The sequence below is a fragment of the Xanthomarina gelatinilytica genome, from assembly GCF_000348685.1.
In the GTDB taxonomy this organism is placed as follows: domain Bacteria; phylum Bacteroidota; class Bacteroidia; order Flavobacteriales; family Flavobacteriaceae; genus Xanthomarina; species Xanthomarina gelatinilytica.
Window position 1 is genome coordinate 58152 of the sequence record NZ_ANLA01000024.1, and the last position, 22271, is coordinate 80422.

The 22271-nt window shown below is 34.8% G+C and carries 22 protein-coding genes; 13 read left to right on the plus strand and 9 right to left on the minus strand.

The genetic code is table 11. The features are described 5' to 3' along the window. Positions 1-137: 137 nt before the first annotated feature. Positions 138-614 carry a peptide-methionine (R)-S-oxide reductase MsrB gene (gene msrB / locus D778_RS13325; RefSeq protein ID WP_007651609.1) on the minus strand — a complete coding sequence of 159 codons (477 nt, stop codon included), beginning with the start codon at positions 612-614 and terminating at the stop codon, positions 138-140. Between the two features lie 147 nt (positions 615-761). Here msrB and D778_RS13330 point away from each other — a divergent pair, with 147 nt between their 5' ends. From D778_RS13330 to D778_RS13340, 3 genes are all read left to right on the plus strand, one after another. After that, complete coding sequence (locus tag D778_RS13330; RefSeq protein ID WP_007651614.1) at positions 762-1592, plus strand: M48 family metallopeptidase; 831 nt, start codon at positions 762-764, stop codon at positions 1590-1592. 76 nt (positions 1593-1668) lie between these two features. Further along, positions 1669-2967, plus strand: coding sequence for an MFS transporter (locus tag D778_RS13335; protein ID WP_007651616.1), 1299 nt, complete (start codon positions 1669-1671; stop codon positions 2965-2967). A gap of 18 nt (positions 2968-2985) precedes the next feature. After that, complete coding sequence (locus D778_RS13340) at positions 2986-3456, plus strand: hypothetical protein (protein WP_040492564.1); 471 nt, start codon at positions 2986-2988, stop codon at positions 3454-3456. A gap of 61 nt (positions 3457-3517) precedes the next feature. Here the strand turns inward: D778_RS13340 and D778_RS13345 are convergent, their stop codons facing one another. From D778_RS13345 to D778_RS13360, 4 genes are read right to left on the minus strand one after another with little or no spacing between them, the layout of a single operon-like run. Next, positions 3518-4228: a head GIN domain-containing protein gene (locus D778_RS13345; protein ID WP_007651620.1), complete on the minus strand. Its 711-nt coding sequence runs from the start codon at positions 4226-4228 to the stop codon at positions 3518-3520. A gap of 23 nt (positions 4229-4251) precedes the next feature. Beyond that, a complete protein-coding gene (locus tag D778_RS13350; protein WP_007651622.1) occupies positions 4252-5349 on the minus strand; it encodes a hypothetical protein in 1098 nt (365 codons plus the stop codon). Beyond that, a complete protein-coding gene (locus tag D778_RS13355) occupies positions 5327-5893 on the minus strand; it encodes a hypothetical protein (RefSeq protein WP_007651623.1) in 567 nt (188 codons plus the stop codon). The genes D778_RS13350 and D778_RS13355 overlap by 23 nt, the downstream gene beginning before the upstream one ends. Positions 5894-5904: 11 nt before the next feature. Further along, positions 5905-6468 (minus strand): RNA polymerase sigma factor, encoded by a 564-nt coding sequence (locus D778_RS13360; RefSeq protein WP_007651626.1) that lies wholly within the window; start codon positions 6466-6468, stop codon positions 5905-5907. Positions 6469-6763: 295 nt separating this feature from the next. Between D778_RS13360 and lon the strand changes: the two genes are divergently transcribed. The 8 genes from lon (at position 6764) to D778_RS13400 (ending at position 16266) form a co-directional block, all read left to right on the plus strand. Beyond that, positions 6764-9214, plus strand: coding sequence for an endopeptidase La (gene lon, locus D778_RS13365; protein ID WP_007651628.1), 2451 nt, complete (start codon positions 6764-6766; stop codon positions 9212-9214). A gap of 118 nt (positions 9215-9332) precedes the next feature. Beyond that, on the plus strand, positions 9333-10352 hold the full coding sequence (gene porQ / locus D778_RS13370) for a type IX secretion system protein PorQ (RefSeq protein ID WP_040492566.1): 1020 nt from the start codon (positions 9333-9335) through the stop codon (positions 10350-10352). A gap of 69 nt (positions 10353-10421) precedes the next feature. Further along, the gene (gene cmk / locus D778_RS13375; RefSeq protein WP_007651632.1) at positions 10422-11105 is read left to right on the plus strand and encodes a (d)CMP kinase; all 684 of its coding nucleotides are present in this window, start codon (positions 10422-10424) and stop codon (positions 11103-11105) included. A 235-nt stretch (positions 11106-11340) separates the two neighbouring features. Continuing rightward, entirely contained in the window at positions 11341-13173 is a 1833-nt protein-coding gene (rpsA, locus tag D778_RS13380) for a 30S ribosomal protein S1 (protein WP_007651633.1), read from the plus strand. Between the two features lie 210 nt (positions 13174-13383). Further along, positions 13384-13923 carry a bifunctional pyr operon transcriptional regulator/uracil phosphoribosyltransferase PyrR gene (gene pyrR / locus D778_RS13385; protein ID WP_007651634.1) on the plus strand — a complete coding sequence of 180 codons (540 nt, stop codon included), beginning with the start codon at positions 13384-13386 and terminating at the stop codon, positions 13921-13923. Positions 13924-14014: 91 nt separating this feature from the next. Continuing rightward, on the plus strand, positions 14015-14944 hold the full coding sequence (locus tag D778_RS13390) for an aspartate carbamoyltransferase catalytic subunit (protein ID WP_007651636.1): 930 nt from the start codon (positions 14015-14017) through the stop codon (positions 14942-14944). 4 nt (positions 14945-14948) lie between these two features. Then, a complete protein-coding gene (locus D778_RS13395) occupies positions 14949-15281 on the plus strand; it encodes a hypothetical protein (RefSeq protein ID WP_007651638.1) in 333 nt (110 codons plus the stop codon). Positions 15282-15360: 79 nt separating this feature from the next. Then, a complete protein-coding gene (locus tag D778_RS13400) occupies positions 15361-16266 on the plus strand; it encodes a ribonuclease Z (RefSeq protein WP_007651640.1) in 906 nt (301 codons plus the stop codon). On the opposite strand, the gene D778_RS13405 is transcribed toward D778_RS13400, so the two are convergent. Further along, positions 16263-16676: a hypothetical protein gene (locus D778_RS13405; RefSeq protein ID WP_007651642.1), complete on the minus strand. Its 414-nt coding sequence runs from the start codon at positions 16674-16676 to the stop codon at positions 16263-16265. The genes D778_RS13400 and D778_RS13405 overlap by 4 nt on opposite strands. A gap of 83 nt (positions 16677-16759) precedes the next feature. Between D778_RS13405 and pdxH the strand changes: the two genes are divergently transcribed. Then, the gene (pdxH, locus tag D778_RS13410; protein ID WP_007651644.1) at positions 16760-17407 is read left to right on the plus strand and encodes a pyridoxamine 5'-phosphate oxidase; all 648 of its coding nucleotides are present in this window, start codon (positions 16760-16762) and stop codon (positions 17405-17407) included. Positions 17408-17572: 165 nt separating this feature from the next. Beyond that, positions 17573-18067 (plus strand): CAP domain-containing protein, encoded by a 495-nt coding sequence (locus D778_RS13415; protein ID WP_040492569.1) that lies wholly within the window; start codon positions 17573-17575, stop codon positions 18065-18067. A gap of 487 nt (positions 18068-18554) precedes the next feature. Here D778_RS13415 and D778_RS13420 read toward each other — a convergent pair whose 3' ends face one another. The 3 genes from D778_RS13420 to D778_RS13430 form a co-directional block, all read right to left on the minus strand. Continuing rightward, the gene (locus D778_RS13420; protein WP_007651647.1) at positions 18555-20477 is read right to left on the minus strand and encodes an OmpA family protein; all 1923 of its coding nucleotides are present in this window, start codon (positions 20475-20477) and stop codon (positions 18555-18557) included. A gap of 11 nt (positions 20478-20488) precedes the next feature. Then, complete coding sequence (locus D778_RS13425; protein ID WP_007651649.1) at positions 20489-21415, minus strand: PorP/SprF family type IX secretion system membrane protein; 927 nt, start codon at positions 21413-21415, stop codon at positions 20489-20491. 12 nt (positions 21416-21427) lie between these two features. Beyond that, on the minus strand, positions 21428-22271 hold an 844-nt coding region (locus tag D778_RS13430; RefSeq protein WP_155949962.1), incomplete at its 5' end, for a gliding motility-associated C-terminal domain-containing protein.

Here is a 22271-nt window from a genome sequence, read left to right on the forward strand (position 1 = left end):
AAGTTTTAAAGTTCAAGGTTTTAGATTCTAGGTTCAAAGTTTAAGGTTCTAATGCCTAACCCTCAATTTCCAATCAACAATCTCCAATCAACAATCTACTTGTTAAAAAAAAAAGAAGACCTTTATTAAGCTTTAGCTTATGGGTTGGGAATAAAATTCAATGCCACACCATTTATACAGTGTCTTTTTCCAGTGGTCTCTTTAGGACCATCGTTAAATACATGTCCCAAATGCCCTCCACAAGTGGCACAATGCTCTTCAATTCCGGTAAAACCATTCCCTTCCTTGGAGAAAGCAACATTTCCAGGGATTTCCCTGTCAAAACTTGGCCATCCAGTTCCGGAGTCGAATTTATGTTCACTATTAAACAAAGGGGTTTTGCAGGCAGCGCAAACATAGGTTCCAGCGTCTTCAGTATCGTTTAACGGACTGGAAAAAGCGCGTTCTGTACCACCTTCCCTTAACACATAATATGCCTTGGCACTTAGTTCCTGTTTCCATTGTGTATTGGTTTTTGAGATTTTAAATGTGTCCTTATTTGAGTTTTTTTTGTTTTCTTGGCTCATACAGCTTTGCAAGGTCAAGACCAGCAAGCAGCTTAATAAAATTTTCATATGGGTTAAATTTATTAGTGTTTGTAACACCTTTTGTCGACAAAAATTATTTAACTTTACAAGAATTGTGTTAAAAAACAAAATGTGTTCCTCTAAAAAATTAAGGAATGATTTTTGTAATTTTAACTCCTGAAAAAATATTTTAAAATGACGATTAAAAAAATAATAAGTGTGTTTGTTTTACTTTTGGTAGTAATGGCTTGTTCCACCAATCCTTTTACCGGAAAACAAACCATGGCCTTAGTGCCGAATTCCCAATTATTCCCAACAGCATTCCAGCAATACAACCAAGTGCTTAGCGAAAGTAAAGTTGTTACGGGAACTGCACAATCTGAAATGATAAAAAGGGTAGGACAGCGTATATCTGTAGCTGCTGAACGTTGGTTAAACGCCAATGGCTATCAAGGGTATTTAAAAGACTACAAATGGGAATACAATTTAATTGACGATAAAACAGTTAATGCTTGGTGTATGCCAGGAGGTAAGATTGTATTTTACACAGGAATCCTTCCCATAGCCCAAAGTGAAACAGGTGTGGCAGCCATAATGGGACACGAAGTTGCTCACGCGCTTGCCAATCATGGACAACAGCGTATGAGTGCAGATTATATTCAACAAGGCGTGGCATTGGCTGGTAATATCGCTATTCAAAATGATAACGATAGAGCTGCCTTTAATCAGTATTATGGTATTGGTTCTCAAGTAGGCGTGATGCTTCCTTTTAGTAGAAGTCATGAAGCTGAAGCAGATAAAATAGGATTGATTTTAATGGCCTTGGCTGGTTATAATCCTAGTGAGGCTGCCGAATTATGGAAGCGCATGGAAGCCAATAGTGGAGGCAATGCGCCACCAGAAATACTCAGCACACATCCATCCAATGCTTCAAGAATACAAAACATCCAGTCTTTGGTTCCAATGGCTGTATCTGAAGCAAAAAAGTTTGGTGTCACCTCATTTAAACCAATAACTAAATTTTAAAAGTGATGTTTTAAAATATTTACTTATTTTCGAAGCTGTTCTAAATTTGAACAGCTTTTTTTATTAAAAAACATGTATGGCAAAACTAGAAAAAGGAAGTAAAAAATTGCTAAATGCTTGGGCATTTTACGATTGGGCAAATTCTGTGTATACTTTAACCATTGCTTCTTCAATTTTCCCCATATTTTATTCTGCTTTATTTGCAAGCAACATTAAACATGTTAACGCTTTTGGTTTTGAGTTTAAAAGCACAGCTTTAATAACCTTTGTAACCGCTTTTACGTTTTTGGTAGTTTCGGTGATGTCGCCTTTATTGTCTGGAATAGCAGATTATGTTGGGAATAAAAAGAGTTTCATGAAATTTTTCTGTTACGTTGGTGGATTGGGCTGTATTGGGTTGTATTGGTTTAGCTTGGACCATATTTACATGAGTTTGTTGTTTTATTTTATGGGATTGATTGGCTATTGGGGAAGTTTGGTGTTTTATAATTCATATTTGCCAGATATTGCTTTTCCAGAGCAACAAGACAGAATCAGTGCCAGAGGTTTTTCTTTAGGATATGTAGGTAGCGTTATTTTACTTATTATAAATTTAGCCATGGTTATGAGCCAAGAAACTGGAGAGGCTAAAATGGAAATGATGCGCTGGTCCTTTGTGATGGTTGGTGTTTGGTGGATTTTATTCAGTCAATATACGTTTTACATTTTGCCTAAAGGCGTTTTAAATGGCGAAAAAGTAACTAGAAATGTGGTTCTTAACGGATTTAGGGAATTACGTCAGGTTTGGCATCAATTAAAGCAAAACTTGAGGTTAAAGCGCTATCTAGCTGCATTTTTTGTATTTAGCATGGCAGTTCAAACCATTATGTTGGTGGCTGTTTATTTTGGGGAAGAAGAAATTTCTTGGGCAGATAACAGCGAGAAAACCATGGGTTTGATTGTGAGTATTTTGGTGATTCAAATAGTAGCTATTTTGGGAGCTGTTTTAACCTCTAGGGCATCAGAAAAGTTTGGGAACATCAAAACATTGATAAGCGTAAATGTTATCTGGATGACGATGTGTTTTGCTGCTTATTTTGTAGTTACTCCAATACAGTTTTATATTACGGCTGGTGTGGTTGGCTTGGTTATGGGAGGCATTCAAGCTTTGGCCAGATCCACTTATTCTAAATTTTTACCGGAAACAGACGATTCAACTTCCTTCTTTAGTTTTTATGATGTTGCTGAAAAAATAGGTATCGTTATTGGAATGGTTATTTTTGCCAGCATCGATCAAATTACTGGAAGCATGCGAAATGCCATCGTGTTTTTGTTTGTGTTCTTTTTGGTTGGCATTATTTTGCTATTTCGCGTACCTAAAACAAACCCAAACTAATTTTTACAAAAAAAGCTTATGTTTACAAAAACTATATTAAAACCTATTATGAAAAATTTAAAATTAGCCCCTTATTTACTTCTTGCTTTTTTAATGTTTAACGTTTCTTCATGTGATAATGAGCCTTTGGAAGGTGATTTTAATAATACCACCAATAATGGAAATGGAACTAACACAGAACTATCTTCTTTATTTGACAAATGGTGGTATGATTCTGAAGATTTTACTGCTGATATTTATTTTCACTCTAATGGCATGTACGAGCAAAAAGTTACGCTTCTAGGAAACGAAGTTATATCAACTGGTGATTGGATTTGGGTTAACGAAAGTGAACGTGTAATGAAAATCGAAAATTTAGGAGGTTCAGGACAAGTAGCTACTGATATCTGGTTCAGATTTAGTGATGTTCAAGAATCGTCCTTTAAGATAGAACAATCTCAAAATGGCACTAGTTATTCCGTTCCAAGACTGTATTTGGATACTGAATAGTTTTCATTTATATAAAAAAAGCCACTCAGTTAGAGTGGCCTTTATTATTGTGGTTTAAACCTTAATCTTTACTAATACTCCCAGAGCCAGCCACTTTGGTATCCTCTTTTTCAGGGTTTCCAGTGTATTCAATATCGCCAGAACCTGTAACTCGTGCCTTTAGATATTTATTGCTAGTTACATTGGCATTTCCAGAACCTGTAACGGAAACCTCTGTATAGTCTGAAGTCACACTCGATGCGTTTAAGTCTCCAGATCCTGTTAACGTGGCTTCCAGGTTATTTGTGCTCCCTTTTAATTTTATATCGCCAGATCCTGTTAAATCGCATTTTAAGGTGTCGGTTTTTAAAATTAAAGTAACATCACCAGAACCAGCTAAGGATACTTTTAAATCCGTTGTAATTATAATGTCTTTACACCATAAATCTCCGGAGCCTGACAAAGACACTTCATCAATATCTTGAAAAGGAATGGTGATTTTTATGCCTTTATTAGGCGACGGTTTTAAATTAACACGATCTTTGGTTTTTACCATGAGCTTGTTGTCTTTTACTTCGGTAATAATATAATTCAAAAGATTGGCTTCTCCTTCAATTTTAATGGCACCTTCCGTACCTTTTATCAATTCAAAATCCATAAACCCAGAACAGGAGATAGCGTTATAATCTGCTGTGGTTCTTGTTTTGCTTGTCACGTTTCCGTTGCCTTTCACTTTTTGTGCAAAACTAAAAGAGGAAATAAGTACTGTTATTATAAGAATGATTTTTTTCATAATGTTTTTTGATGTTTTATCGGTTAGTTTTTGTAAAAAGACACGCTTCCGTAGTCTGATTCTATTTTTACCATGTTTCCGGAGTTTGGTGAACCATAATATCCAGTATAATAATTTCCTCCAGATTCTTCATGTTTTTTATGGAACTCAAACCCACTGTCATTTAAGGACGCATATTCCAAATCAATATCGAAATTAAAGTGATAGTTGGCTGCATGTCCAATTTTAATGCCAGTATAATCAGATTCTATGTTCACATTTCCTGCTTGTTCTGTTATGTTATCAATTTTAATGGAGCCATAATCGGCTTCAAGATTTACGTTTTTATAAACATCTCCAATAACAACGGTTAAATAATCGCCATTTCCCACAATATTATTGGCTCTATTTATTTTAATGGAACCGTAATCGCATTCATAATTTATATTTTCAACAGTTTCTAAAATAGAGGAGGTGTAATCGGCATTTAAAAGTATGTTTTTTGCTTTTGCAATGGTAAAACCACTGTAATCGGCATTTATTTCAGCACTGTTTATGTATTCAAAATAACAGTTAGAGGTGTAATCAAAATTAATTTTGTTATTGGATGCCATAAGCTCTTTGGTGGTTATTTTGCCATAATCGCAATTAATAATGGCTCGTCCCTCAAGTTTTCCCAAGTTAATGTTTCCATAATCATTGCTTAAATCCACAGCATTTGTAATAGGCATTTTAACCACATAATTAATGCTCATGTTTACATTATTGTTACTGTTCCAGTTCCACCAGGAATTGGACCTGGTTTTATTGAATATGGTTTTTGCAGAAACCAAACTGTTTGTGGCATTAAAATCTACTGTAATGTCGTCTAGTTTACGCTGTACTTTTTCTTCGTCGTTTCCTTTGGTGGTAATGGTTACCACAATTTCAATTCTGTTTTCGTTCCAAGTCACTATGTCCAGGTTTCCATAGCTATTATCGATTTTTAAAGTGGCGTTTGCCGACACGTTAAAAGATTTTTTAATGATTTTTTCCTTGGTGTGTTTTTCCTTTGAAATCCCGTTTGTTTCTGTAGCTGCATAACCACAGAAAGATATGGTTAAAAGAAGCAGGATGATGCTATATGTTTGAATTGCTTTCATTGTTAAAGTTATTTAGTTGTTTTATGTTTTCTATATGTTTTAAGGTGTTTTGTAAAATATCTATTCGGTTTTGAAAGTTTTTTATCATGGCAAAAATTACACGATTGTCATCACCACTTTTGGTCAGGTCTATTTTTAGGTTTTCATAATCCATTTCCAGTTTTTTAATTTGAATTAACGCATCGTTAATAATCATTTTGGTTTCTGGATTCGATTGGTTTTCCAGTTTTTTTAACTCTTCAGAAATGGTACTTGCAAAAAAACGTTGGGTTTCTTTCATTTCTGGAGAAACATTGGCCAAATCTCTTACCTTGTTTTGCGAACCATTTGCTATTACCAAAGTCATGATTAAAACCAGAGTGGCAGCAATTCCCGCCAATGGCTTCCAAAACCATGATTTTTTTGTGGCTGTTACACTTGACATAGTATCTGCTTGGCTGTTTAGCTTGGTTAAAAACCGTTTGGTATGTCCAGAATTTGGTTCTTCAATGTCAAATTCATCTTTTAAATCATCAAACAGTTTGTTTAAATTATCTGTATTCATAGCTTTTTTTTTTATGGCGTTGCTAGAGGTTGTAATTTTTGTCTTAAACTTTCTTTAGCTCTAGATATGGTGGTTCTACAATTAGCATAACTAATATTTAAAATGGTCCCAATCTCCTCATAGTCGTAACCTTCAATTAAATGCAATGTGAGTGTAATCCTGTAGCTTTCCTTTAAAGTGTTTAAGGTGTCCAGAACTTGTTTTGCCCTTAAATTTGTAAACTCATAATCGATGGAAATCTCTGGATCCTCACTTTCAATTTTATATTTCACATCATCAAAAGAAGTGCTTTCAAATTTGCTGTTCTTTTTTAAATGGTGCATGCTGTTATTAATAACAATGCGTTTTAACCAGGCTCCAAACGTAGCAGTGTCCTTTAAGCTTTCAAGTTTTGTAAAAGCCAGTAAAAAAGCCTCTTGCATAATGTCTTCAGCTTCAAAACGATCTTTTGCAATTCTGTATGCTACATTAAACATGGCTTTGTGATATCTGTTGTAAATTTCCAATTGCGCCAATTGGTTTCCAGACTTGCAAAGCGATATAAGCTCTTCTATATGTTGATGGGTTAGACTCAATTAAAACGGTTTGTTATTTTAAAGATGATGTTAAAGATAGTTTGTTACAGTTTGCTTAAAAAATATTTTAATTTTTTTAAAACCTATAAGTTTGTATATTATTTTCAAACACCATCCTAAGTTTTTTGATGCTTTATAAAGTATGGCATATTAATTGAACTTTTATTGGTGATTAATTCCTTGTTATTTGTTAAGCTATGAATAATCAAGGTTTTAGAATGTAATGCTTAACCCATTAAAATGATAATCATTTTGAAATTAATATAATTAATGACAGAATGACTTAATAATATATATGAAGAAAAGAGATTTATTTAGCCTTGACAGTTTGTCATTTCAGGATTTTGATGAAAATTCAGAATTAATACCTTTAATGACACCTGAAGATGAAGAAGAAATATCAAACGAAAAATTACCGGAAACCTTACCTATTTTATCGTTAAGGAATACTGTTTTATTTCCTGGAGTGGTGATTCCTATTACTGCTGGAAGGGATAAATCCATTAAGTTGATTGACGATGCCAATAAAGGCAGTAAGGTGATAGGTGTGGTGGCTCAAAAAGACGAAGCCGTTGAAGATCCTACTGCAGCAGATATTCACGAAACAGGTACTGTTGCAAGAATATTACGTGTTTTAAAAATGCCAGATGGCAATACAACCGTAATTATTCAAGGAAAGAAAAGGTTTCAAGTAGCAGAGGTTATTACCGAAAAACCTTATATAAATGCTACCATTCGCGAAGTTCCAGAGGCCAGGCCAAGTAAAAACAACAAGGAATTTGATGCCATTATAGAGTCCATTAAGGATTTGGCCCTACAAATTATCAAAGACAGTCCTAACATTCCTAGTGAAGCATCCTTTGCCATTAAAAACATAGAAAGTAATTCGTTTTTAATAAACTTTGTGTCTTCCAACATGAATTTAACAGTAAACGAAAAGCAGTCCTTGTTAGAGATCAACGATCTTAAGGAAAGAGCTTTGGCAACGTTAAAATTCATGAATGTCGAGTTTCAAAAATTGGAACTAAAAAACGATATCCAGTTAAAGGTTCAAAGTGATATGAGCCAACAACAGCGTGAGTATTTTCTTCATCAACAAATGAAAACCATTCAAGAAGAATTGGGTGGCGTGAGTTATGATGAAGAGCTTGAAGAAATGAAAACGCGAGCAAAATCCAAAAAATGGGACGAAAAGGTTGAAGAACATTTCAATAAGGAAATAGCAAAGCTTCAACGTATGAACCCTCAGGTTGCTGAATATTCCATTCAACGAAATTATTTGGACTTGTTTTTGGATTTGCCTTGGAACGAGTTTAGTAAAGATAAATTCGATTTAAAGCGTGCCAAACGCATATTGGATCGCGACCATTATGGACTGGACGACGTTAAAAAACGTATTTTGGAATATCTGGCTGTCATTAAATTGAGAAACGACATGAAATCGCCAATTCTATGTCTTTATGGACCTCCAGGAGTTGGTAAAACCTCTTTGGGGAAATCCATTGCCGAAGCTTTAGGAAGGGAATATGTACGAATTTCATTGGGTGGATTGCGTGATGAAGCTGAAATAAGAGGTCATAGAAAAACCTATATAGGAGCCATGCCTGGTCGCATCATTCAAAGCCTTAAAAAAGCTGGCACTTCCAATCCCGTTTTTGTGTTAGACGAAATAGACAAGCTGTCCAGCTCGCATCAAGGAGATCCATCTTCTGCTATGTTGGAGGTTTTAGACCCAGAACAAAATAATGAATTTTACGATAACTTCCTGGAAATGGGCTACGATCTGTCTAAAGTCATGTTTATTGCCACATCTAACAGTTTGTCAACCATTCAACCTGCTTTGTTGGATAGAATGGAGATTATAAACGTAACAGGTTATACCATTGAAGAGAAAGTGGAAATAGCCAAACGTCATTTATTGCCAAAACAATTAAAAGAGCATGGATTAACCGATAAGGACTTGAAAATAGGAAAACCTCAGTTGGAAAAAATTGTAGAAGGTTATACTAGGGAGTCTGGGGTTCGTGGTTTGGAAAAACAATTGGCAAAAATGGTTCGGTATGCTGCTAAAAATATAGCCATGGAAGAAGCATATAATATAAAAATCTCAAATCAGGATATTATAGACATTCTTGGAGGCCCAAAACTTGAGCGTGATAAATATGAAAACAACAATGTGGCAGGAGTGGTTACAGGCTTGGCTTGGACAAGGGTAGGAGGAGATATTTTATTTATTGAATCGATTCTCTCTAAAGGTAAAGGCAATTTAACCATAACAGGTAACTTAGGAACCGTTATGAAAGAGTCTGCAACCATTGCCATGGAGTTTATAAAATCCAATGCCAAGGAACTGGATTTAGATCCAGATATTTTTGAAAAATACAACGTGCACATCCACGTGCCAGAAGGTGCCACACCTAAAGATGGTCCAAGTGCAGGTGTAACCATGTTAACTTCACTGGTGTCTTTATTTACACAAAGGAAAGTAAAGAAAAGTCTTGCTATGACTGGCGAAATTACATTAAGGGGCAAAGTGCTTCCGGTAGGAGGCATTAAAGAAAAAATCTTGGCTGCCAAACGTGCTAGAATTAAAGAGATATTGCTGTGCGAAGACAATAGAAGGGATATTGAAGAAATTAAACCAGAATATTTAAAAGGCTTGACCTTCCATTATGTAACAGACATGAGCGATGTTATTAAAATTGCTATAACTAATCAAAAGGTTGCAAATGCCAAGAAACTCTAAGCGAGTTAACTTAAAAAAGAAACAAAACCTCGAAATTATATTCGAGGTTTTTTTTATCATTTAAAAATAATTTATACTTGCAGCCGTTTTAAGATAGATTTAGTTACTTTGCACCTGTATGATTAAGAGATTTACGGTAGTTTTTATAATGCTTCTCAGCACTTTGGTTTCGGCTCAGGTTGGTGGTGAAACTACGTATCAATTTCTTAATTTGGTCTCTTCGCCAAGACAAGCTGCCCTAGGGGGAAAGGTCTTTACCAATGTGGATTACGATGTTACCCAAGCCCTTACCAATCCAGCAACCATTAATCCGGAAATGGATAACCAATTGGCTTTAAATTACACCAGTTACTTGGGAGGCATAAATTATGGCACTGCAGCTTATGCCTATACTTGGGACAGACGTACACAAACTTTACATGTAGGTGTAAATTACATTAACTACGGAAGTTTTGATGGATATGACGAAGTTGGTAACGCTACAGGTTCCTTTACAGGAAACGAAGCAGCTCTTTCTTTTGGCTACGCAGCCCAATTGGGATATTCAAATTTTTATTTAGGAGGAAACCTTAAATTAATCACATCCAAATTGGAACAATACTCTTCTTTTGGCGCAGCTATAGATGCTGGACTTATTTACATAAACGAAGATATTGAGTTTCAGGCAACCTTAGTGGTTAGAAATGCTGGAATGCAAATTACAACCTATGCTGGTCTAAACGAGCCTTTGCCTTTGGAAATTGCTTTTGGAATGTCTCAAACCTTGGAACATGTGCCTCTACGTTGGCATTTAACGTTTGAAAACTTACAGAAATGGCCCATTACTGTTTCAAATCCAGCTAGGGCAGAAACCGATTTAGAAGGCAATCAAACCCAAGAGAAGTCGGGTTTTTTTAAAAACGTATTGAATCATACCATTATTGGCGCTGAAATTTTTCCCGAAGGTATCTTTAACATCAGGTTAGGTTATAATTTTAGAAGAGGTAGTGAGCTTAAAATCGTAGATCAACGAAATTTTTCTGGAATTTCTGCAGGTTTTGGATTAAAACTCAACAGAATGCGTTTTAGTTTTACCCATGCCAGATATACCAGTGCGGCCAACGCCAACTTTTTTGGCTTACAACTGGATTTACGATAATAAAATGATATTTTTATTGCCTTAATTAAGCAATTTATTGGATACCCATTTTTCACGTAAAACACATACATGAATAAAATTACCATTGCCATAGACGGATTTTCATCAACAGGTAAAAGTACTGTTGCCAAACAATTAGCCAATCATTTGGGATATATTTATGTGGATTCTGGAGCCATGTATCGTGCAGTCACTTGGTATGCTATGCAACATCATTTTATAAGCAACACCTATTTTCACGTTCAGGATTTAATAGCACATTTAGATCAAATAGACATCACTTTTACATTTAACCCGAATTTGGGCTATGCCGAAGTGTATTTAAACGGCAAGAATGTTGAAAAACAAATTAGGACCTTGGAAGTTTCAGGTTTTGTTAGTCAGGTAGCCGAAATATCAGAAGTCAGGGAATTATTGGTTAAGCAACAACAAAAAATGGGCGAAAGCAAAGGTATTGTAATGGATGGTCGTGATATAGGAACCGTTGTGTTCCCTAATGCCGAACTTAAGATATTTATGACAGCCTCACCTGAAACCAGAGCAAACAGACGATATCAAGAGTTGCTTTCAAAAGGGGAGCAGGTATCTTATAACGAGGTGCTCCACAATGTTCAGGAACGCGATTACATAGACTCCAACAGAAAGGATTCCCCACTAGTAAAGGCAAAAGATGCCATAGAAATAGACAATTCCAACCTAAGTTTAGAAGAGCAATTCAACAAAATCCTTCAACTTGTTGAGACCAAGTTATAAAGCAAACAGTAAGCTCTTAATTTTAAGAAAAATACATTAGGATATTTTATCAAAAATCATTAATTTTGCACTCCTTTTAGCGAAGAGTCAGAAATTAGAAGGAGTTGAAAACAAATATTTAATAACACTTCTGTGTGTTAATCGCTTAATTTTTCTGAGACAACACAGAATACAAACGTAATGTTACCGTATATCCTAAAAGTGAAAACCGTAACCATTACATAATTAATTTTAAATGGCTGAAAAAGCAAAACAAGCTGAAGTTGAAGCAACTGAAGCAAAAACTGTAGAAGCTCCAGTAGTATCTGAAGCTCAAGCAAACCCTGAAAAATTCTTAAAAGATTTTAACTGGCACAATTACCAAGAAGGTATTGATGAGGTTGAAGATTCTCAATTACAGGAATTTGAAAAATTAGTAGCTGAAAATTTCGTTGACACTTTAAATGATGAAGTTGTTGAAGGGGAAGTTATTCACATTACAGATCGCGATGCTATTATTGACATCAATGCAAAATCTGAAGGTGTAATTTCTTTAAACGAATTCCGTTACAATCCAAACTTAAAAGTAGGAGATAAAGTTGAAGTGTTAATTGATGTGCGTGAAGACGCAACAGGACAATTGATATTATCTCACAGAAAAGCTCGTGTAATTAAAGCTTGGGATCGTGTTAACGCTGCGCATGATAATGGCGAAATCGTTAATGGTTTTGTTAAATGTAGAACCAAAGGTGGTATGATTGTAGATGTTTTCGGTATCGAAGCCTTCTTGCCAGGTTCTCAAATTGATGTAAAACCAATTAGGGATTACGATCAGTATGTAAACAAAACAATGGAATTTAAAGTGGTTAAAATTAACCACGAATTTAAAAACGTTGTGGTTTCTCATAAAGCACTTATCGAAGCTGATATTGAAGAACAAAAGAAAGAAATTATTGGTCAACTGGAAAAAGGACAAGTATTGGAAGGTGTTGTTAAAAACATAACTTCTTATGGAGTCTTTATCGATCTTGGTGGTGTAGATGGTTTAATCCATATTACAGACCTTTCTTGGTCTAGAATCAACCATCCAAACGAAATTGTTGAGTTGGATCAAAAATTAAACGTGGTTATCCTTGATTTTGATGAAGATAAATCAAGAATCCAATTAGGTTTAAAACAATTAAGCAAACATCCTTGGGACGCTCTTGGAGAAGACGTTAAAGTTGGAGACAAAGTAAAAGGAAAAGTAGTGGTTATTGCAGATTATGGCGCTTTTATTGAAGTGGCTGATGGTGTTGAAGGATTGATCCACGTGTCTGAAATGTCTTGGTCTACACATTTACGTTCGGCTCAAGATTTCGTTTCTGTAGGAGACGAGGTTGAAGCACAAATCCTAACCTTGGATAGAGAAGACCGTAAGATGTCTCTTGGTATTAAGCAATTAACTCCAGACCCATGGACAGATATTACATCTAAATACCCTGTAGGATCCAAGCACAAAGGTATTGTACGTAACTTTACCAATTTTGGTGTGTTTGTGGAATTGGAAGAAGGTATTGATGGATTGATTTACATCTCTGATTTATCTTGGACCAAGAAAATAAAACACCCAAGTGAATTCTGCAACGTAGGTGATACTTTAGATGTTGTTGTTCTGGAATTGGATGTAGAAGGACGTAAATTAAGTTTAGGTCACAAACAAACTACTGAAAACCCTTGGGATAAATACGAAACTGAATTCGCTTTAGACACAGTTCATACAGCAGAAATCGCTGATGTTGTTGATAAAGGTGCAACTATTGAATTTAACGAAGACATCGTTGCTTTTGTTCCTTCCCGTCACCTTGAAAAAGAAGATGGAAAGAAACTTAAAAAAGGAGATACTGCCGAATTCAAAATTATTGAATTTAACAAAGAGTTTAAACGTGTGGTTGCTTCCCATACTGCTATTTTTAGAGAAGAAGAAGCTGCAAACGTAAAAGCTGCTGCCAAAAAAGCAGAAGCTCAAGCTGCAGAAGCAAAACCAACCTTAGGTGATGCTAACGACGCTTTACAAGCTCTTAAAGATAAAATGGACGGAAAGAAATAATCTTTAAGTCTACTTGTTACACTAAGCACAGTCTAAGTGTTTCAATTATATAAAAAAGCCTTCAAATAGTTTGAAGGCTTTTTTTATGCCCTGTAATTAAAACCACCTGTTCTTTGTCTCACTTCCACTAGATAAAAAGGTTTGAAAGAAAATGCATTGTAAACCACAATAATTTAACTTAACTTTGTTCACCAATTAAGTTTGGATAGTATGGGTCAAAAAATGTTACTTAATGCCACAGAGGTAAACATCATTCTTCACAGATTGGCTTGTCAATTAATTGAAAAACATACAGACTTCGCAAACACAGTGTTAATAGGTATTCAGCCAAGAGGTAAATTTTTGGCAGAAAGACTGACAAAAATCCTTAAAGAAGATTACAAAATAAAACATGTAAAGTTGGGGCTTTTGGACATCACATTTTTTAGGGACGACTTTAGAAGAGGCGAAAAACCTCTTGAAGCCAACACCACTGAAATAAATTTTTTGGTAGAAGATAAAAACATTGTTTTTATAGACGATGTCTTGTATACAGGCCGAAGCATCCGTTCAGCATTAACAGCCATCCAGTCGTTTGGTAGACCTAAAGAAATAGAACTCCTAACCTTAATAGATAGACGTTTTAGCAGACATTTGCCCATTCAGCCAGATTACAGAGGCAGACAGGTAGATGCCATTAACAACGAGAAAGTCAAGGTGAACTGGTTGGAAAACGAAGGAGAAGATGCCGTATACTTAATTAGCAATTAAAAGTTGAAAATGATAATTTAAAACGGTTTAATGTTTTATATGAGATTGATTAAATCAACTTTAAACTTTAAACTATAAACTTAGAATAAAAATGAGTGAATTAAGTGTCAACCACTTATTGGGAATAAAATATCTTAACAAAAAAGATATTGAACTTATTTTTGAAACTGCCGATCATTTCAAGGAAGTGATTAACAGACCCATAAAAAAAGTGCCTTCACTTAGAGATATCACCATTGCCAATTTATTTTTTGAAAATTCCACTAGGACCAAACTCTCTTTTGAATTGGCTGAGAAAAGGCTCTCGGCAGATGTCATTAATTTTTCAGCATCCCAATCTTCAGTAAAAAAAGGGGAAACCTTGATAGATACAGTTAACAACATCCTTTCCATGAAAGTGGATATGGTTGTGATGCGCCATCCAAACCCAGGAGCCAGCGTGTTTTTGTCACAACATGTAGATGCAAGTATCATTAATGCTGGAGATGGCGCTCATGAGCATCCTACACAAGCTTTGCTGGATTCTTATTCAATAAGGGAGCGTTTAGGGGAAGTGAAAGGGAAAAATGTTGTTATTGTTGGAGATATTCTACATAGTCGGGTAGCTTTGTCAAACATCTATGCCCTTAAATTGCAAGGAGCCAATGTTATGGTTTGTGGACCAAAAACATTACTGCCCAAACACATAGATAAATTAGGCGTAAAGGTTGAAACCAACTTACAAAAGGCCCTTAATTGGTGCGATGTTGCAAACATGCTTCGTGTACAAAACGAACGAATGGACATTAGCTATTTTCCTTCTACCAGAGAATATACCCAACAATTTGGTGTGAATAAAGCACTATTGGACTCTTTGGATAAAGAAATCACAATCATGCATCCAGGACCTATAAATCGTGGTGTGGAAATTACAAGCGATGTGGCAGATTCCAAACAAGCTATCATTTTGGACCAAGTGCAAAATGGTGTTGCAGTTAGGATGGCTGTAATATATTTATTAGCTTCAAAAATAAAACAATAAGATTATGATTATAGACAAAGATGGTAATATTACCATAATCACCCAAGAAAAAGCATCTGTAACAGAGTTGGTAAAAAAACTGGATGTGGTTTACAATCGATATAAAAACGATAATATTATTGTATCCTTAACAAGTCTTCAGTCTATAACCCTTCAGGATGTTATCGAGTTTTTGCAAATTTCAAACACACACAGAAAATCAAAACATTCGTTTGTAATAGTTTCAGATAAAGTAAACCTGGACGAGATGCCAGACGAGATAGTGGTTGTGCCAACCCTTCAAGAAGCATACGACATTATTGAAATGGAAGAAATGGAGCGTGATCTCGGATTCTGAAAAAATGTTGAATTGTAAAGTTGTTTGTTGTTAAGTTGTCTACCACTAAACAACAAACAACTAAACGCCAAACAAGATAATGAAACTCACCATTTTAGGTTGTCATAGTGCCACACCACGTATCAATACCAATCCTACGTCTCAGGTTTTGGAAATTAACAATCATATATTCTTAATAGATTGTGGCGAAGGAACACAGGTAGAATTGCGTAGGAACAAAGTGAAGTTTAACAGGATTAAACATATTTTTATTTCGCATCTTCATGGTGACCATTATTTTGGATTAATTGGGCTTATTTCTACATTTAGGTTATTGACCAGAGAAACAGAACTCCATATTTACGCACCTAAAGGCTTGAAAGAATTGGTGACGCTTCAAATGAAACTGGCCAATTCATGGACAAACTATCAACTTATATTTCACGAATTGACTTCCCATGAACCAGAATTGATTTTTGAAGACGAGAAAGTAGCTGTTTACACCATACCATTGGATCACAGGATCTATACCAACGGATTTCTTTTTAAGGAGAAACCTGGACTTAGAAAACTGGATATGAATGCAGCAATAGAAGCAGATATAGATATGGCTTATTTTAATAAGTTAAAACAAGGGTTTGATGTTGAAAACAATAAAGGGAAGTTAGTAAAAAATGAGACAGTTACCAAAGATCCTCCTGAGCCCAGAAGTTATGCCTTTTGTAGTGACACTGCATATAACGAAAAGTTGGTAAACAATATACTGGGAGTTACAGCTTTGTATCATGAGGCCACATTTTTAGAGAAACACGAAAAATTGACCATTCCAACAAAACACAGCACAGCCAAACAAGCTGCCAGTATTGCCAAACAGGCAAATGTAGGTACTTTAATTCTTGGGCATTTTTCAACCAGGTACGATAATTTGGACCTATTTAAGGAAGAAGCCCAAACTGTTTTTAAACATGTGGAATTGGCCAAAGATGGTAAGGTTTTTAGTTTTTAATTAAACTCCTTTAGGCTTAAAATCCATTCTATGGCTTCATTTAAAGTCTGACACCTCTTGATGCTGGTTTTGGAAAAGTGTTTTTCAAGGGTTGCATTTTTATAATTAAATTTATTATATGCCACTACAGCACTAGCTGCAATAAAATTATATTCTTTGTAAAAATCAATCCATAATTGGGGCTCTATGGAATAGGAGTTAATTCTATTGGATATAAACCCTACCTCAAATTGGTCTCCATAATGCTCTCCAATTGCAGAGATAACTTGTTCAATTTTTCCCCAGTCAAAATGGATGCCTTCATTTAACTCAGAGATAATTATTTTCTCTAAAAAGAAGAAGGTACCAAAAGAAAACTCTATTTTTGAACTGGGAAGTAGGTTAAAATGTTTGCTATTTTCAAATGTCATTTTGGGAAAATTATTCCATAAATTTATAAGAAATAGTTAAGCAATAAAACTAAAATATAGTAAAAAAACATATTTTTAATATAATGGATGCAGACTTAGGCAGTTACAGAAAATCGTACGAAAAACATGAACTTTTGCTGGAAGACACACCCGAAAACCCATTGGAATTATTTCAAAAATGGTTTTTTGAAGTTGATAAATTCTTTCCTGAAATAGAAACCAATGCCATGACCATTTCTACCATTGGTCTGGACGGTTATCCTAAAAGTAGAATTGTTCTTCTTAAAAAGTTCACATATGAAGGCTTTATTTTCTATACCAATTACCATAGCGAAAAAGGCAAAGCCATCTCAAACAATCCACATGTGTGCTTGTCCTTTTTTTGGCATGGAGCAGAAAGACAGATAATTATTAAAGGCAAAGCCAAAAAGATTCCTGACAATTTAAGCGATGGGTATTTTGAATCCAGACCAAGGGGAAGTCAGTTGGGAGCAATAGTTTCCCACCAAAGTGAGGTTATAGAGAGTAGGGAAGCGCTAGAACAAAAACTGGCCGAACTGGAAAAGGAATATGAAGGCAAAGAGATACCAAGACCACCTTATTGGGGAGGATTTATGGTAGAACCTGTAGAAATGGAGTTTTGGCAAGGAAGACCCAATAGATTGCACGACAGAATAAGATATACACTAACTCCTGAGTACGATTGGATAAAAAATCGATTATCTCCATAATTTATCCGTTGAAATACTCAATTCTTTGTTTTAAACACGTGCTTCATCGATTAAATGTTTAAAATATCGACAAAATACATGTAGTTTATCGATTTTAACATTTCTTTAACAGTTTTTTCTAATTAGGAATTTAAATTAGCAGTACCAAATCTAAATTACCTAACAATGAAAAAGCCTACTTTACTACCAATCATGGTATTAATTGCGATGCTATCATTTTCGTGCTCAACTGATAGCCTTGATGAAACTGCAGAAAATACCACTACAAACATTGTGGTTCCTGAAACCAAAGTTATTGAAATTGAAATTGTGGAATTAATTAACGATTACAGGTTAAGCATAGGATTGAATCCACTTAACAACATGAAATTAATTAAATCCCAAGCTTACAGTCATACAGATTATATGATAGAGCATGATAACGTATCACATGATAATTTTTATCAGCGTAAAACATATTTAATTAACAATGCAGGAGCCAATAAGGTGTCTGAAAATGTGGCCTACGGTTTCACTACAGCTGAATCTGTTGTGAATGCATGGTTAAACAGCCCTGGACACAGGGAAAATATAGAAGGGGATTTTACCGATTTTGATATTTCTGCAGAACAGAACAGTCAAGGTAAATGGTATTACACAAATATTTTTGTAAAAAAATAATAAGTTAGGAACAACTAAAAAATCAATATGTAAGCTATATTTATTTTATATTAATAAACCTAAGTTTTAATTAATAGCAAATTGAAAACCACTCTACAAATCAATGTAGAGTGGTTTTTTTTACATGATGCTCTTATTCTTTTAAGGAAGTTTAAGTTCTGTTTAATCTTATCTTTCCAGATAATATCCTGCGCTTAATTTCATCTAAATATATTGTATTGAATACTCATTCTCCATACTTGCATATAAACTCTTTCTTAAGCTTTGAAACCATTGTAATTAAATTAATATGGAGTTTGTGTGACATTTTTTTGAGTCAATAGTGGTAATTAATGGAAATTTCTTAAGGGGGACTGTTATAAAATTCAAAAGCCACTCAAATTGAGTGGCTTTTAGGTGATAAGATTATTGTTAGGAAGGTTTAATATGTAAGCTATAGATATTAAAAAAACTAAATCTTATTACACTTGTTTTCTATGTTTATTTGCTAATTTTCTTCGTCATTAAGAATAATAAACTTTGAACGTCTATTTTCTTGATGTTGAGCTTCCGTACATGGTACGCCATTGGAACATTCGTTTACCAACTGAGATTCTCCATAACCAATAGCACTTTCTATACGTTCTTGAGCAATGTTTCTAGAGTATAGGTAGTCTCTGGTGGATTTAGCTCTTCTGTCTGAGAGTTTCATGTTATAACTATCAGATCCACGACTGTCTGTATGGGATTCAATTTTAATGATCATATTAGGGTGTTCTCTCATAACAGATACAATGTTTTCCAACTCGTAAGCTGCATCTGGTCTAATATCCCATTTATCAAAGTTGAAGAATATTGGGTTAATTACAATTTCGTTATCGTTAATAAGAGGGATAAGCAATAAATCGGCTTCATGAACTTTTTCATGCTCATCAGTAGTTTCTAAGGCTAATAAAGCATCTTTATAATCTGGTTTGCTTCCCAGTATTTTGTATTGTTTGTTGCAATCTACATCATAAGCATACTCACCTAGTTCATTGGTTGTGATTTCCCCAACAATTTTACCAGATTCATCAATAAGTTGAACAGTAGTCATGGCCAATGGTTCCAAGGTTTTACTGTTTCTTGCTATACCTTTTACCTTTTGTTTGCATTCATAGATAGTGAACTCGTAAATATCGTCGCTACCTTTACCATCTAGTCTATTGGATGAAAAATAACCTTCATTGGTTTCAGAGTCTATAAAGAAAGCAAAATCGTCGTAACCACTGTTGTAAGGTGCACCAAGGTTTATAACTTCTGCATTTTCATCTTTTATGTAATCAGATTTATAAATATCTAAAAGACCAAGATTCAGGAATCCATCAGAAGAAAAGTATAAAGTACTGTCTTTGGCAACAAAAGGGAAGCCCTCACGACCTTCGGTATTTATTTTTGGCCCAAGGTTATAAACTTCTCCATAACTATTGTTTCCTTTAATTTCTACTTTGTACAAATCTGTTTGTCCTAAACCACCATCACGATCTGAAGTAAAGTACAAGGTTTTATTGTCTGGACTCAAAGCTGGGTGGTAGGTTGAAAAATCATCACTGTTAATAGGAAGTTCAACAATATCAGACCAAGTGCTGTCTACAAGTGTAGCCTTGTATATTTTTAATTGAACAGTTCCTTCTTTATCTGCACGAGCTCTATTTCTTTTGCCAACATTCATTCTGGAAAAATACATGGTTTTACCATCGTTGGTTAATACAGCATCTGCAGAATGTAAATTGTCTCTTCTTACACCTTCAAAAGATAGTTTTTTAACATCTGAAACTTCTTTTTTACCATCTGTTGTTGAAATGGTTCCTTGATAAAGGTCTAGAAAGGGCTCGTTATTCCATTTGTAAATATCATTTTCAGTATCTCTGGCAGAAGCGAAGTAAATGGTGTTCTCATTTACAAAAGCTCCAAAATCTGAATAATTTGAATTTATAGGAAGGTTATCTACCTTTACATAACTACCAGCTGTTGAAGCTAATTTTTCGTATAAATGTAGGTTGTTGTCTTTTCCTTTTCTGGCACGACTATCGTTATCCTGCCTTTCTTTAAATTTTTCAAACCATTTATCTGCTTCTTCATAGTTTTTTAAACTACGTTGCGTTTGGATGTATTTGTAAATATATTCAGGGCTAATTTTATTTGAATATTTTTCGAGAGCTTTGCCATACCAAACAGCTGCTTGTTTAGAGTCGGAATTGTTGTAGTAACAATCTCCTAACCTGGTTAGTACATGTTCGCTATCTTCACCATTTTTCACTGCTTCTTCGTATAATTCAGCAGCTTTTAAATAAGCATAGTTGTCAAAAAATTTGTCAGCAACCTTTTCTTGGGAAAAAAGAAACGTACTACTTAATGCAATTATAATTGAGAATAAGATTTTTGTTTTCATGCTGTTATATTTTAGAAGTATCTAGGTGATTTGATTCGTTTTGGCTTAAACAACTCGAACATGACTAAAATTTCATGGGTTCCACCAGTGTAATCATTTAGCTCAGAAAGTGGATATTCATACGCATAACCAATTCTAAATTGTTTGGAAACTTGAAAATCTGCAATTCCACCTAAAGCTGAAGTGTTTTCGTTAATTCGATACCCAGCTCCCAGCCAAAATTTTTCATAGAACAAAAAGTTTGCTGTAATATCAAATGATAAAGGGGCACCATTGGTCGCTTTAACTAAAAAAGCTGGTTTTAATTTTGTGTTCTCACTAAGTGTAAAAACATAACCACCAGTAAAATAGTAGCTTACACGTTCCAAAGCGGCAATATCTTGGTTGTTATTGCCTTTTGTGTAATCCGTATTCAATATTCTAGGTGCAGAAAGTCCTAAATACCACATTTGTGAGTGCCAGTATACACCAGCTCCAATATTTGGACTCCATCTATCTTCAATACCATAAATGTTTGGATCTTGTCCGTTGGGATCAACGGCATTTCTATCTAAACTATAACTTGTAAATCCACCTTTTATACCAAAAGCCAACTTGGTTTTTTCACCAGTTTGAATGGTGTAAGAGAAATCTCCATATAGATATGAAAAACGTTCATCACCTAATTTGTCATTGATGAAGGACAATCCCACACCAATTTTCTCATTTCGTAAAGGCGAATTGACTGAAAGTGTTTGGGTAATTGGTCCACCATCAAAGCCAACCCACTGACTTCTGTGCAGACCAACGACACTTAAAGTTTCTCGACTACCTGCGTATGCAGGGTTTATTGAGATAGTATTGTACATATATTGAGTGAATTGAGGTAATTGTTGAGCAATTCCAACCGTACAACTCAATAATGCCAACGCAACTATGTAATGTTTAATAAGTTTCATAGGTTATAGTTTTTATTTGGTTCCTAAGTAGACATATCCAGTAATAGGTTTCAATCCACTATTTTTTAACGTTAGAATATAATAATATGTTCCATTAGGTACTTTATCTGCATTTCCAACTGAAGATTTAGAAGTTGTACCGTTCCAATTATTTTGATAATTGTTAGATTCGTAAATCATTGCTCCCCAACGGTTAAATATCTTCACTTCTATTACAAATCCACAGTCTTCTATTCCAGTAACTTCAAAATATTCATTCCATTGGTCGCCATTAGGTGTCACTGCTTTAGAGATTTTTACATTCTCACTACCACAAGGCAATACAATACAGTCATCATTGATATTTAATGTTACTTCAGTCGTGCTTAAACAACCGTTATCTGCAACAGTATAGTTAAACACATAATCTCCTAACTCTACAATTGAAGGGTCAAAATCACTACCGTTTAAGGTTGTATCACCAGAAATCACTTCCCAAGTACCAGACATATCATTTCCATAATAGTAGTCAAATAAATCAATTATACCATCATCAGAACATCTACTGTCACTTTCATAAACAATCGTATCTACCATATTTACATATACAATTTGAGAAGCAGTTCCAATATTGCCACAAGAGTCTGTAAACTCCCATGTCCAAATTATCTCATAATCGTTATTTGTTCCATCAAATGAGTTGTCTTCATTAAAATCGGTAATCATTATATCATTTGAACAATCGTCAAAAACTAATGTAGGTACATCTGGAATAGCATTACAGTTTACTGTTATGTCTGATAGATCATTTGTTGCCACCGGAGCCGTCGTATCGGTCACAGTGATAGTTTGCGATACAGATGAGCTGTTGTCACAG